This is a genomic window from Rhodopseudomonas sp. P2A-2r, assembly GCF_026015985.1.
Lineage (GTDB): Bacteria > Pseudomonadota > Alphaproteobacteria > Rhizobiales > Xanthobacteraceae > Tardiphaga.
This window is the reverse complement of the sequence record NZ_CP110389.1, coordinates 5,472,209-5,484,923: the sequence shown is the minus strand read 5'-3', so window position 1 is coordinate 5,484,923 and position 12,715 is coordinate 5,472,209. Positions and strand designations below refer to the sequence as shown.

Below are 12,715 nucleotides of genomic sequence, written 5' to 3'. Positions count from 1 at the left end.
CTCATCAACGGTTAACCATGCACAATCCGTGTTCATCGAAAATAAACGCTACTATCCAGAACAGGCTCAACTTGCGACGTGGTGAATCGAAATACCGTTTCCGTTTACCAAACCGATGCGGTTTTGATTCTAACTCGTGGCGTGCAAGGCGCTCCTCGGTCGAGGGCGCGTCCACGACGAAACAGTGCAGAGTACGTCGATGTTCAGAAAACTATCCGTCGCATTTCTCGCCAGTGCGTCATGTCTCGGCGCCGGACTCCATCAGGCTGCCGCGCTCGACGCTGCCGCGCCGTTTGCCGAGCCCGCCGTGCTTTATGCGGATCGGTCGCAGCCCGCGCCGCAGCGGGTCGCTTACGCCGAGCGCCCGCGCATGGGCGGCGGCTTCATCGAATTCCTGTTCAGCGACGCGCCGCCGCAAAGCGGGCGTTACCAGCAACAGCCGTCCGCCGAACAGCAGCCCTATCCGCGCGCCTATGAACCGCAGCGCGCGCTACTACCGCAGCAGCAGGGCATGTTGCAGCAGGATGAATCCATCGATCCGGCGCGTCCGGCGATGGATCCGAAATACGAGCCGCAACTGGTGGCTTATTCCGGCAAGGAGAGCCCCGGCACCATCGTCGTCGATACGCCCAACAAATTCCTGTTCCTGGTGCAGGGCGACGGCCGCGCGATGCGCTATGGCATCGGCGTCGGCAAGCCCGGCTTTACCTGGTCGGGCGTGAAGACCATTACCGCCAAGAAGGAATGGCCGGCCTGGACGCCGCCGCCGGAAATGCTGCTGCGTCGTCCCGATCTGCCGCGGCACATGGAAGGCGGTCCCGCCAATCCGCTCGGCGCGCGGGCCATGTATCTGGGGTCGACGCTGTACCGCATTCATGGCTCCAACGAGCCGTGGACCATCGGCACCAATGTCTCGTCCGGCTGCATCCGCATGCGCAACGAGGACGTGATCGACCTCTACGGCCGGGTCAACGTCGGCGCGCGGGTCATCGTGATCTGAATTCATTCACCATGATAGCAAAACGGCCGCTCCCTGGAGCGGCCGTTTTCATTTTGGTTCGCGTCCGGGTCAGGCGAAATTGCTGTCGTCGTCGCCGCCGAAATCGTCGGAATCCATGTCCATATCGTCGTGATCGTCCTGGTCCTGGTCCTGATCCTGGTCGGCATCGGCCTGCGCCTGATCGAAGGCGCCGGCGCGCTGGCCGGATGAGCCGATGTCATTGACGCCGGCATCGCGTGCCAGATTGCCGCCGGACGAATCCGAACTCCACGGGCTCCGGCTCTCGCTGGCATTGGCGCTGTCGCCAAAGCCCTGATGGCCGCCGGCACCGCCCATCATGGAGCGGATGCTGCCGAGCAGCAGCGAGCCGCCGACCATGCCGGCCGCAGCAGCTGCGGCAGTGCCCAGGAACGATCCACCGCCTCCGGCGGCGGCGGGCGCCTGCGGCTGGGCGTAGCCGGGGGCCTGACCGTAGCCTGGCGCCTGGCCGTACTGACCCTGACCATAGCCGCCCTGCGCGGGTGGCTGGCCGAGCACCTGCCCGGTATTCCAGGCCGGGCGGCTGCTCGGGGGCGGGACGTTGGGGACCGAGCCGCGCGGGGCGGGCTGGTTCTGGCCAAACAGCGCGTCGCGCATGGTATCGAGGAAGCCGCCGGGCGGCGCCTGTTCGGGCGCGCCGCCGCCTTCCAGTTCGGTGATGCGGTCATGGGCGCGCTTCAGCGCCTCGTCCTGCAGCAACACGGTCTGCACCAGCGCATAAAGGGCATTGGGCGCGCGGCGTTGTCCTGCGGCGATAGCGTCGAGCGCATCGCGGTCGCGCGGCGCGGCTTCGACCTTGCTGAGCCGGTCGAACAGATCGTCAACCAGCTGGCGTTCCTGCGGTGTCATGGCGTTCTCCGGCTTGCACTAAGCGCGCTTCGGCAGCGCCTGGGAGATGTAGTGACGCTTTGTGTCGCGAATAGTGCCGCCCGGATTAAATTTCGGTATGCGACAAATCGCCGGCGGCCGACCCGAAGCGTCAGCTCAATGTAACTTTGTTCGCGTCGAGCAGGCGCGAAAAGTCGTCGCTGGCGAGAAACGCATACTCCCGCTCGCGCTGGTCGGTCAGCGGATCGAGGCTGACCAGGACCTCGTCGACAAAGCCAGGGTGGCACATGATGAGTCCGCCGTCCGGCAGCCCGTGGAGAAAGCCGCCCATCAGCCTGCCGAAATCGGCCTCTCGGACAAAGTCGTAGGCGCCAGCAAAGCCGGGATTGAAGGCGACGCCATGGCGCGCGGCGCGCTTGCGAAACGCGGCGCTGAGCGTATCGAGCAGCATCGCCTTGGGCATGTTCAGCCGCTCCCGCAACGGCCCGGTGCGACCGCACTGGCGCACCCAGGCTTCGGGCGCCTGCGTCCTGGCCGCGGCCAGAAACGCATCGCGCACCTGCGGGAAAATGTGCACGTGCTGATGGCCGTCAATGTAGTCCGGCGGACGTCCGAACAGGTTCACGAATGCGGCGATCTGCGCCGTCAGCTCGCCGCGAATCATTTGCGGATCGAGCCGCCGCAACATGCTGCTGCGCAGCTTGCTGGCGAGCGGCAGGAACAGGCCACCCTGCAGCGGCCGGAAGTTGATCGTCAGCGGATAGAACGGCGCGGTCAGCGTGGCGTGCAGGCCGATGGCGCAGCGGGGACTGCTGGCGACAGCTTCGTTGAGGGCACTGACTTCGTCGCGACCGATCGCCGGGCCTACCACCATCACCGACGTGGCGTTGAGCCGGCCGCGTTCGATCAGCTCGCGGATGCCGCGATTAACGCCGGAGCTGAGACCGTAATCGTCGGCGCACAGCCAGATCCGGCGCGGCGTGTCGTCGGTCATTCGGCTGCGGTCCGGTCGCCGACGCTGACGGCGGCGTCGGTCGTGCTACGCTTCACGCTGTGCTCGGCCACGAAGTAGATTGGCCTTGCTTTCAGCTCCGAGAGGATCTTGCCGATATACTCGCCCATGATTCCGATCATCAGCAGTTGTACGCCGCCGATGGTCATCAGGCCGACCATCAGCGAGGGATAGCCGGGCACCGACTTGCCCTCCATCCAGGTCTCCCACAGGATGTTGAGGCCGAACAGGAAGGCACCAAGCGCCAGCAGCAATCCGAACATGCTGGCAAAGCGCAACGGTGCCACCGAGAACGAGGTCAGCCCCTCGATCGACAGGCCGATCAGCTGTCGCGGGTTGAACGAGGTGACGCCATGGGCGCGCGCCGCCGGTTCGTAGTCGACGCGCAACTGGCGAAAGCCGATCCAGGTGGCGAGGCCCTTGAAGAAGCGGTTGCGCTCCGGCAGCAGCCGCAGTGCCGCGGCAGCGCGCGGTGACAGCAGCCGGAAGTCGCCGGCGTCTTCGGGAATCTTCTGGCGGGCGCCCCAGTTGATCAGCGCGTAGAAGCCGCGCACCGCCTGGCGGCGCAGAAACGACTCGTTGTCGCGATGCGCCTTCGCCGTATAGACGACGTCATAGCCTTCGACGATCCAGTGCCGCACCAGCTGCTCGACCAGTTCGGGCGGATGCTGACCGTCGCCGTCCATGAACATCACGGCGCCGCGGGAGGCGTGGTCGAGCCCGGCCATCAGGGCGGCTTCCTTGCCGAAATTGCGCGACAGCGACACCACCTGCACGTCGAGCGAGGAGGTGGCCGGCAACGCGCGGGCGATTGCCAGCGTGCCGTCGGCGCTGCCGTCATCGACATAGACAACTTCGCAGGCGAGGCCGTGGCGCTGCTTCAGGGTCTGCGCCAGCACGCCCAGCCGCTCATGGAAGTGGGTCAGGCCGGCGGCTTCGTTGTAGACCGGCACGACGATCGACAACCCCTGCGCCGCAGCGGTCGCGGGGTCGGTCGCCAAGCCAGAAACGTCACTGCCGAGCATCATCGATCAGGTCCCAGAATCCACAACATGCAGCAACATATGGTTACGGCGAGGCGTCGTCGCCAGCAAGGCCGGCGGTTCGCGCTCTACGGCCGCAGGAATGTCTCGAGCTTGGCGAACAGCGGATTGGCGCGGTCGAGCACGTAATCGAGCGATGCCACGGAGACCGTATCGGCGCCGTGGTCGCGCAGGAAGCTGCCCAATGCATAGATCTGCGCCGGCGGGCAGTGCAGCGTGATCATGCCCGACGAGGTCGGTCCGCCGAATGGCGACACCACGCCGAAACGCTTGTGCGCTTCGGCCAGCAGGGCGGCGTCGCAGCCGGCGAAGCGGGTGCGGACTTCCTTGTACTTGCTGGCGCGGGCGCGCGCGGCGATATGGTCGAGAATGATGCGTGCGGTCTCGCGCGCGTGGTCGCTCCAGTCGGCGTCGCGCGAGGCGACGAGATTGGCCTGGCTGCGCAGGATCACACCATCATCGAGCACCTTGAGGCCGTTGGCCGCGAGGGTGGCGCCGGTGGTGGTGATGTCGACGATCATCTCGGCGGTGCCGGTGGCGGGGGCGCCCTCGGTGGCACCGGCACTCTCGACGATGCGGTAGTCGACCACGCCATGTGCGGCGAAGAAGTTGCGCGTCAGGTTGATGTACTTGGTGGCGACGCGCATGCGGCGGTTGTGCTGGGCGCGGAAGCCGGTGGTGACGTCGTCGAGATCGGCCATGGTGCGGACGTCGATCCACGACTGCGGCACGGCGACGACCACGTTGGCGCTGCCGAAGCCGAGGCCCTCGATCAGCGCAACGCGCCTGTCGGCATCGACGATGCTCTCGCGCAGCAGGTCCTCGCCGGTGACGCCGAGATGCACCGCGCCGCGCGCCAGCTGCGAGGCGATCTCGCTGGCCGAGAGATAGGCGATCTCGACGTTGTCGAGGCCGGGAATGGTGCCCCGATAGTCGCGGGCGCCGCCCGGCTTGGCCAGCGCAAGCCCGGCGCGCGCGAAGAACGCCTCGGCGTTTTCCTGGAGGCGGCCCTTGGAGGGAACGGCGAGAACGAACGGCGCGGTCATGGTGTGCTCCCCGCCAATTCGCTTGCGGAAGCGTTGCGGCGAACCTGTGTCAGAGTTGTGATCCAGATCGAGAAGCCGACGGCGGGAATCGGCGTGGTGGAACCCAGCTGGCTGAGCAGGCCATCATAGCGCCCGCCGGCCACCAACGGCTCGACGCCGTTGCCCTTGCGGTGCAGTTCGAACTCGAAGCCGGTGTAGTAGTCGAGGCCGCGGCCGAACGAGGTGGCGAAGCGGATCTTCGAAACGTCGACGCCACGGGCGGCCATGAAGCCGGTGCGGCTTTCGAAGGTGTCGATGGCCGCGGTGAGGTCGAGCTGCGCCTCGGCGGCCAGCGCGCGCAGTTGCGCCAGCGCGTCGTCGGGACTGCCGGAGATGGCGAGGAAGCGCTTGATCAGCGCCAGTGCTTCGCGGGGCAGGGCGCCGCCCTTGAGCGTCGACTGCTCGAGGAAACGGTCGGCGATCTCGGCCACCGAACGGCCGCCGACATTGCTGGCACCGGCGATGGACATCAGGTCGGTGACCAGTGCCAGCGCCGCCTTGCGGTCGGAGCCGGCCAATGCGGCGAGCACGCCTTCATATTCGTTGCGGGCCGGCGCTTCCGCCAGCGTCAGGCGGCCGAGATCCATCTCGAGATCGCCCTTGCGGTTGAAATCCTTGATCAGCCGGCGCTTCCACACCGGATAGAGGTCAAGCGCGTCGATCAGCGCGGTGAACAGCGCCACGTCGCCGGTGCGGATGTCCACGTCGGTCACGCCAAAGGTGGCGGTGGCCTCGAGGCCGAGCGCCAGCATTTCGGCGTCGGCGGCGGCACTGTCCTGGCGGCCGAAGGATTCGATCCCGGCCTGCAGGAATTCGCTCGGGCAGCCCTGGCGATAACGGAACACCGGGCCGAGATAGCAGAAGCCGGCCGGCTGTCCGGCCTGGGCGGAGGCGAGGTAATCCCGGGCCACGGGAATGGTGAGGTCCGGACGCAGGCACAGCTCGTCGCCGGAGGCGTCGGTGGTCAGGTACAGGCTTTTGCGGATGTCCTCGCCGGACAGGTCGAGAAACGGTTCGGCCGGCTGTAGGATCGCTGGCTCGGCCTGGTGGTAGCCGGCCTGGGCGAACGACAGCAGCAGCGCATCCGCCCATGCGGCGGATCCGGTCGCGCGAGGGGCGGCGGTTTCGGTCATCTCAGCGTCCAGCAGTTCCAAAGTGTCAGTCGGCGCAGCCCCTTAACATGGCCGGCGGGGAGTTTCGACCCACCATCGGCCAAGTGGCTTAATGCGGGGTCAGGATTTCCACCCGTCTTCCTACTTGGTTACCGCAAAATCACCGAGCGCGGCCTGCACCAGGGTCAGGGCGGCTACGGCGGCGGTATCGGCGCGCAGGATTCGCGGTCCCAGCGCCAGCCGCAGGATATTCGGCTGCTTCAGCAGAACGTCGCGCTCCGGCCCGGCGAAGCCGCCCTCCGGGCCGATCAGCACGTCGATGCCGTGGCCGGCCTGCTCGCGGGCGCCGGCCAGCGCCGCCACGGGATCGGCCACGGGGGCCTCCTCGTCGCAGAACACCAGCAGCCGGGCGCCGTCGCGCTGGCCGAGATATTTGTCCAGGGTCTGCGGTTCGCCGACTCCGGCGATGCTGAGGATGCCGCATTGCTCGGCGGCTTCCACCACATTGGCCCGCATCCGCTCGGTATTGACCCGGGACACCTGGGTAAACCGGGTGGTCACCGGCTGCAGCGCCGAAACCCCCATTTCCACGGCCTTTTGCACCATATAGTCGAGGCGGGCGTGTTTCAGCGGCGCAAACAGGTAGGTGATGTCCTGCAACCGGTCCTGCGGCCGGCTCTGCGCCAGCAGGGTCAGCCGATCGACGCGCTTGCCGCCGGAGATCGCCGAGCGCCATTCGCCGTCGAGGCCGTTGAACACCAGCACCTGGTCGCCGGCGCCCAGCCGCAGCACATTGCCGAGGTAGTTGCTCTGGCTGCGGTCCAGCGCGAGGCTGCCGTCAGGCGCGAATGGCGCATCGACGAACAGGCGGGGGCTGCGAAAATCGGCTTGCGGCATCGGTCGGTTTCCATCGGGGAGGCGAGCATTAGCCCAACTGCGGCGAATTATCACCGCCCGACATGGCATTGCGCCGTGCTGTTGCCAAATTCCGCGGGTTGTTAAGGACTGGCAGGAATCGTAAAAGGCCCCGAACCAACATTCCCTTTCAAAAGGGCTCGGGGACGCGTGGACCTTGCCGGAGGAAGATCTTTGCTCATCCGTTATCTGATCGTGCCGCTGACCATGGCGGTCCTGGCCGTCCAGGCCGCCGAGCTTCGCGCCCAGGGTGCATTCCCCGCGCCGTTGCCGGGCGGCGCCGCTGCGCCGGCTAGCGCCTCGCCGTTCCCGCCGGTCAACGGCGCCCCCGCCGCCTCGCCATTTCCACCCGTCAACGGTGCGCCGGCGGCTGCCGTGGGTGCGCCCAGCCCGTTTCCGTCGGCCGGCGCACCGCCGGTTGGCGCATTTTCCCAGCCGGGTCCGCAGGCGGGTCCCCCCGGCGGCGAGGACTGCATGAAGCAGTTCATGCCGCTGCGTCAGGAAGCGGAAAAGCGCGGCCAGGCGATCAAGGCCGCCAGCTCGCGCCACGCGCCGCCGCAGGAGGCCTGCAAGCTGATCGGCAACTTCTCGCAGAGCGAGGTCAAGATGATCAAGTACATCGAGGCCAACGCGCAGAAATGCGGCATTCCGCCGAATGTCAGCGAGCAGATGAAGTCCGGTCACAAGAACACCGAGAAGATGCTAGCGCAGGTCTGCAACGCGGCCCAGCAGGTGCAGCAGCGCGGGCCGGCGGCTCCGAGCCTTGCCGACGTGCTCGGCTCCTCGGCGGCGATGCCGGAAGCCACCGCCGCCAAGCGCGGCGGCAGCACCTTCGACACGCTGAACGGCAACGTGTTGACCCGATGATCGCCCTCCGATGAGCGATGCGGCCGCCCGCGTTGCCGATGCGACCGGCAACTGGGTCGATCACATCGCGCCGCTGTGGTCGCGGCCCTATCTGCGATTGGCGCGCTTCGACCGGCCGATCGGATCGTGGCTGCTGCTGATGCCGTGCTGGTGGTCGGCGGCGCTGGCCGCCGGCGTTGCCCACGACGTCAGCCAGCTTCCCACGATCATCGTGCTGTTCTTCGTCGGCGCCTTCGTGATGCGCGGCGCCGGCTGCACCTGGAACGATATCACCGACCGCGATCTCGATGCGAAAGTGGAGCGGACGCGATCGCGGCCGATTCCGGCCGGGCAGGTCAGCGTCACCAAGGCCGCCGCGTTCCTGGTCCTCCAGGCGCTGATCGGACTTGCGATCCTGCTGCAGTTCAACAGCTTCGCGATTGCCACCGGCATCGCCTCGCTGGTCATCGTCGCCGCCTATCCGTTCATGAAGCGGGTCACCTACTGGCCGCAGGTGGTGCTCGGGCTGGCGTTCTCCTGGGGCGCGCTGATGGGCTTTGCGGTGCAGTTCGGCCGCATCGATGCCACTGCGCTCTTGCTCTATGCCGGCTCGATCTCATGGGTGATCGGCTACGACACCATCTACGCCCACCAGGACGCCGAGGACGATGCGCTGATCGGCATCAAGTCCACGGCGCTGCTGTTCGGCGCGCGCACCCGACTGGCGCTCGGGGCATTCTACGCGCTGGCGGTGGCGCTGATCGGCGCGGCGCTGGCGCTGGGCGGTGCGCACTGGCCGGCCTGGCTGGGGCTTGCGGTCTTCACTGCGCATCTGATCTGGCAGATCGTCCGGCTCGACATCCGCGATCCCGCTTTATGCCTGCGCGTATTCAAATCCAACCGCGACGCCGGGCTGCTGCTACTGGCGGGATTGCTGGTCGATGCAGTGCTGCGGGCCTGAGGAGTAGGCGCGTCGGAGACGCTCGACAGGCATCCGCACGAGGTCGCGGCGCTGCTCGATCGCTACGGCAAATCGCTGGATCAGACATCCTGACAGGCCGGCCGCCGCGGCCCTACCGCCGGCGTCATGCATGGTTTATATCTGCGACGCAGCAGGCGATTTATGCTACCGGGTACGACAACATTCCGTCGGGCCGCAGGCCGCCGCGACGACGAGGAGACACACTGTGCTGAACAAATTCGGACCGTCGGGCAACGGCGAGGCGAAGCTGCAATATCTCGATGGCGATTTCCGCGTGGTGTCGCCGGGTACCTATGTGAAATGCGCGATCACCCAGGAGCGGATTCCGCTCGATGAGCTGAAATACTGGAGCGTCGATCTGCAGGAAGCCTATGCGCTCCCGTCCTCTGTGCTGCAGCGACACTACCCGGCTGCGCTGAAGGCGAGCTGAGGTTTAGACAGTAGGGTGGGCAAAGGCGCGCCTGCGCCATGCCCACCACGACACCCGCTGTGCGTCTGATGGTGGGCACGTCATCTCCGCGCTTCCGCGCGGTCGATGCCTTTGCCCACCCTACATCTCATCGGGGCTTCGTCGTCCAGTTCCTGCTGCGCGCTTTGTTGAGCTCCGTCCGGACGAAGGTTTCAAGCGCCCCGGCCTCGTCGAACGCCAGGTTGATGGCGAAGGGGACGATGTCCTGTGCGCCGGGCAGCGCCCGCAATTTCACCAGATCCTTTTCAGTCGTCACCAATGTCAGACCGTCGCGCCTGGCCTGTGCGAGCAGGGCATCGAGATCGGCTGCCGTGTAGGGATGATGATCGGCAAACGCCTTCTCGACGACGACATCGACATTGCCCGTCCGCAGCGTGTTGAAGAACCGGCGGGGATCGCCGATGCCGCAAAGGCCAGCACCCGCTTTCCCTGCAGCCGCGCGACCGTGGCCGCGTCCGGCGTGATCTGCGCGCGCCACACCGGACAGCCTTGTGCGGCGATCGCATCCGCCACGGCGTCCGCAGCGTGACCGCGGCCGACGATCACCAGCGCGTCGGTTCGCGGGAGCTGCGCGTCGAGCGGTGCGCGCAGCGGTCCTGCCGGTAGCACGCGGCCATTGCCGAGGCCGCGATCGCTGTCGATGACGATGAAGCTTGTATCCTTGGTGAGGGCCGGGTTCTGGAAGCCGTCGTCCATCACCATGACGCTGGCGCCGGTGGAGCGGGCCAACGCCGCGCCGCCGACACGGTCACGGGCGCTCACCACCGGCACGTGGCGCGCCATCATCAGCGGCTCGTCGCCGACCTCCGCCGCGCCGTGCCGCCCGGGATCGACCCTGACCGGGCCGCGCAGGCTGCCGCCATAGCCGCGGCTCAGCACCACGGGCGTCTCGCCGAGATCGCGCAACAGCGCCACCAGCGCCAGCGTGGTGGGCGTCTTGCCGGCGCCGCCGACATGATAGTTGCCGACGCACAACACGGGAATGCCGACATCGATGCCCTTGCGTGACATGCGGGTGGCGGCGATCTCGCCGTAGACGGCGGCGAGCGGCATCAGCAGGCGCGCCAGCCACGATGACGGCGCGTGCCAGAACGCCGGCTCATGCATCGCGCGATCCCATCTCCAGCCGCAATTGCAGCAGATAGGGCTCCAGCGCGCCCAGCGTCCGCTCCAGAGCGCCGCCGAGCCGTTCGACCACGCCGACGCCGGCCGCGATCGAACTCTTGCGCGCGTCCGGATGGCCCAGCAGATGACCGAGCTGCCGGACCAGCGCATCGCTGTCGTCGGCCTGCTTCGCGCCGCCGGCACCGTCGAGCGCTTGATAGACATCGGTGAAATTGAACACGTGCGGGCCATGCACGATGGCGGCGTCGAGCTTGATCGCCTCGATCGGGTTCTGGCCGCCATGCGGCACCAGCGAGCCACCCATGAACACCACCGGCGCGAGCCGGTAGAACAGGCCGAGTTCGCCCATGGTGTCGGCGACATAGATGTCGGTGGAGGAGGTCGGCAATTCCTCGCGCGAGCGCAGCGCCACCTGGGCGCCCGTGGCCGCGATCATCTGCGCGACGGCCTCGCCGCGGTGGGAATGACGGGGCACGATGATGGTCAGCAGCGATGGAAAGAAACCGGCGAGGTTCTTGTGTGCGGCGGTGAGCAGTTCCTCTTCGCCGGGATGGGTCGACGAGGCCACGATCACCGGACGGCCGCGGGTCACGGCCATCAGCTTTTCCAGCTTGGCGTCGTCGGCGGGGGCGCCTGCACGTCGAGCTTGAGATTGCCGGTGGTGATGACGTTGCGGCTGCCGAGCGCGCTGAAGCGTTCGGCGTCGGTGTCGGATTGCGCGAGGCAGATGTCGAAGCGGCCGAGCAGGGCGCCGATGGTGGCCGAGAACTTCTGCCAGCGCGGGAACGAGCGTTGCGACATCCGGCCGTTGATCAGCACCATCGGCAGACGCCTGGCATGGGCCGACAGGATCAGGTTCGGCCACAGGTCGGATTCGATGAACAGCGCCAGTGACGGCCGCCAGTGATCGAGAAACCGCGAAACGAAGCGCGGCGCATCGTAGGGGATGAACTGGTGGATGATGTCGGCCGGAAAACGCTTGGCAACGATCGCCGCCGAGGTCACCGTGCCCGATGTCAGAAGAATGCGCATGCCGGCCGCGCGCAGCCGCTCGATCAGCGCCGCCGCCGCCAGCACCTCGCCGACGCTGGCGCCGTGGATCCACACCAGCGGCCCCGCGGGGCGGTCGATGGCGCTGATGCCGCGGCGCTCGCCGCAGCGCGCCGGGTCTTCCTTGCTGTGCTTCAGCCGCTGACGGATCAGCAACGGCGCCAGCGGCCCCAGCGCCGCCGAGAGCCGGCGATAGGCGCGCAGCGTCACCGGCAGCGAATCCGTCGTCGCCAAGGCTTTAGCCCTGATGCGGGGCATGGGTTGCCTCTTCCGGGCGGCCGACCGCTTCGTAAGCGCGCCGGGTGGCGTCGTTCAGCGTGGTCTCAAGGCGCAGCCGCAGCATTTCCATGGTCGCGGAATCGGCGTCCGCGGGCACGCTGATGGGCTCGCCGCCGATCAGGACGCCGCGCCCGAATGGCAGGTTGATGGTGGTGCGGTCCCAGTTCTGGAGCTGGATGAAGCGGCTCGTGGCCATAGCGAACGGCATGATCGGACGGCCCGATTCGCGCGCCAGCATGATTATGCCGAGGCCGGCCACGCGCGAACGCTTCGGCACGTCGGCGGTCAGCGCCATGTTGATGCCCTGTTCGAGCACGCGCACCATCTCCTTGAAGGCGCCGACGCCGCCCTTGCGGTGGAAGGCGCCGCCATGATCGCCGGAGCCGCGCACCGTGCCGATGCCCAGCCTTTCGGCAGCGAGCGCATTGAACTCGCCATCGCGATGGCGCGAGATCAGCACCTTGCCCTGATAGTTCTTGCGGCGGATGAACGGCGTCATGAAATGCTGGCCGTGCCAGAAGGCGAGGATGACCGGCATCTCAGGCTCGACGATGTCATAGACGTTCGGCGGATCGTAGGCGAAAGTGTTGGTCTTCCACACCAGCCGCAGGAATTCGGCCGCGACGAAGCCCGCCGCGCGCTGGACCCAGCTGCTGCGCAGCGTGTTGCGAAGCAGTCGTTTCAACTGCGGGGCTTCGCGTCTTGGCTGGGATCGAGCAGGCGGTGCAGATGGACGATGAAATAGCGCATGTGCGCGTTGTCCACCGTCATCTGGGCCTTCGACTTCCAGACCGCGAAGGCGGAGGCATAGTTCGGATACAGGCCGACGACCTCGACCTGGTCGAGATCCTTGAAGGTGGTGCCGGTAAGATCGGTCAGTTCGCCACCGACGACCAGATGAAGCAGTTGCGGCTGCGCATTGTCCGACAT

General features: G+C 67.0%; 12 protein-coding genes and 2 pseudogenes. 4 read left to right on the top strand and 10 right to left on the bottom strand.

The window, feature by feature from the left end; translation table 11 throughout:
- Positions 1–199 precede the first annotated feature (199 nt).
- A complete protein-coding gene (locus ONR75_RS26475) occupies positions 200–1,000 on the top strand; it encodes a L,D-transpeptidase (RefSeq protein WP_265079866.1) in 801 nt (266 codons plus the stop codon).
- A 69-nt stretch (positions 1,001–1,069) separates the two neighbouring features.
- Here the strand turns inward: ONR75_RS26475 and ONR75_RS26470 are convergent, their stop codons facing one another.
- The 6 genes from ONR75_RS26470 to ONR75_RS26445 all read right to left on the bottom strand — a co-directional run bounded on the left by ONR75_RS26470 (position 1,070) and on the right by ONR75_RS26445 (position 7,016).
- The gene (locus tag ONR75_RS26470) at positions 1,070–1,888 is read right to left on the bottom strand and encodes a DUF2076 domain-containing protein (RefSeq protein WP_265079865.1); all 819 of its coding nucleotides are present in this window, start codon (positions 1,886–1,888) and stop codon (positions 1,070–1,072) included.
- Positions 1,889–2,018: 130 nt separating this feature from the next.
- Complete coding sequence (locus ONR75_RS26465) at positions 2,019–2,861, bottom strand: ChbG/HpnK family deacetylase (RefSeq protein WP_265079864.1); 843 nt, start codon at positions 2,859–2,861, stop codon at positions 2,019–2,021.
- Positions 2,858–3,907 carry a glycosyltransferase family 2 protein gene (locus ONR75_RS26460; protein WP_265079863.1) on the bottom strand — a complete coding sequence of 350 codons (1,050 nt, stop codon included), beginning with the start codon at positions 3,905–3,907 and terminating at the stop codon, positions 2,858–2,860. Before ONR75_RS26460 ends, ONR75_RS26465 begins: the two co-directional genes overlap by 4 nt.
- 83 nt (positions 3,908–3,990) lie before the next feature.
- Positions 3,991–4,968 (bottom strand): ATP phosphoribosyltransferase, encoded by a 978-nt coding sequence (hisG, locus tag ONR75_RS26455; RefSeq protein ID WP_265079862.1) that lies wholly within the window; start codon positions 4,966–4,968, stop codon positions 3,991–3,993.
- Positions 4,965–6,140, bottom strand: a complete 1,176-nt coding sequence (locus tag ONR75_RS26450) for an ATP phosphoribosyltransferase regulatory subunit (RefSeq protein WP_265079861.1) — start codon at positions 6,138–6,140, stop codon at positions 4,965–4,967. Before ONR75_RS26450 ends, hisG begins: the two co-directional genes overlap by 4 nt.
- Before the next feature lie 120 nt (positions 6,141–6,260).
- Positions 6,261–7,016 (bottom strand): 16S rRNA (uracil(1498)-N(3))-methyltransferase, encoded by a 756-nt coding sequence (locus ONR75_RS26445; protein WP_265079860.1) that lies wholly within the window; start codon positions 7,014–7,016, stop codon positions 6,261–6,263.
- Positions 7,017–7,241: 225 nt separating this feature from the next.
- Between ONR75_RS26445 and ONR75_RS26440 the strand changes: the two genes are divergently transcribed.
- From ONR75_RS26440 to ONR75_RS26430, 3 genes are all read left to right on the top strand, one after another.
- Positions 7,242–7,901 carry a hypothetical protein gene (locus ONR75_RS26440; protein WP_265083807.1) on the top strand — a complete coding sequence of 220 codons (660 nt, stop codon included), beginning with the start codon at positions 7,242–7,244 and terminating at the stop codon, positions 7,899–7,901.
- A gap of 10 nt (positions 7,902–7,911) precedes the next feature.
- On the top strand, positions 7,912–8,841 hold the full coding sequence (ubiA, locus tag ONR75_RS26435; RefSeq protein WP_265079859.1) for a 4-hydroxybenzoate octaprenyltransferase: 930 nt from the start codon (positions 7,912–7,914) through the stop codon (positions 8,839–8,841).
- Positions 8,842–9,067: 226 nt separating this feature from the next.
- Entirely contained in the window at positions 9,068–9,292 is a 225-nt protein-coding gene (locus ONR75_RS26430; protein ID WP_265079858.1) for a DUF2093 domain-containing protein, read from the top strand.
- A 127-nt stretch (positions 9,293–9,419) separates the two neighbouring features.
- Here the strand turns inward: ONR75_RS26430 and lpxK are convergent.
- The 4 genes and pseudogenes from lpxK to ONR75_RS26410 all read right to left on the bottom strand — a co-directional run bounded on the left by lpxK (position 9,420) and on the right by ONR75_RS26410 (position 12,715).
- A pseudogene (gene lpxK / locus ONR75_RS26425) lies at positions 9,420–10,342 on the bottom strand (tetraacyldisaccharide 4'-kinase).
- Between the two features lie 88 nt (positions 10,343–10,430).
- Positions 10,431–11,764, bottom strand: a pseudogene (locus ONR75_RS26420) (3-deoxy-D-manno-octulosonic acid transferase).
- Complete coding sequence (locus tag ONR75_RS26415) at positions 11,745–12,470, bottom strand: lysophospholipid acyltransferase family protein (RefSeq protein ID WP_265079857.1); 726 nt, start codon at positions 12,468–12,470, stop codon at positions 11,745–11,747. The pseudogene ONR75_RS26420 and the gene ONR75_RS26415 overlap by 20 nt, the downstream one beginning before the upstream one ends.
- Positions 12,467–12,715 carry a DUF4170 domain-containing protein gene (locus ONR75_RS26410; protein WP_265079856.1) on the bottom strand — a complete coding sequence of 83 codons (249 nt, stop codon included), beginning with the start codon at positions 12,713–12,715 and terminating at the stop codon, positions 12,467–12,469. The genes ONR75_RS26415 and ONR75_RS26410 overlap by 4 nt, the downstream gene beginning before the upstream one ends.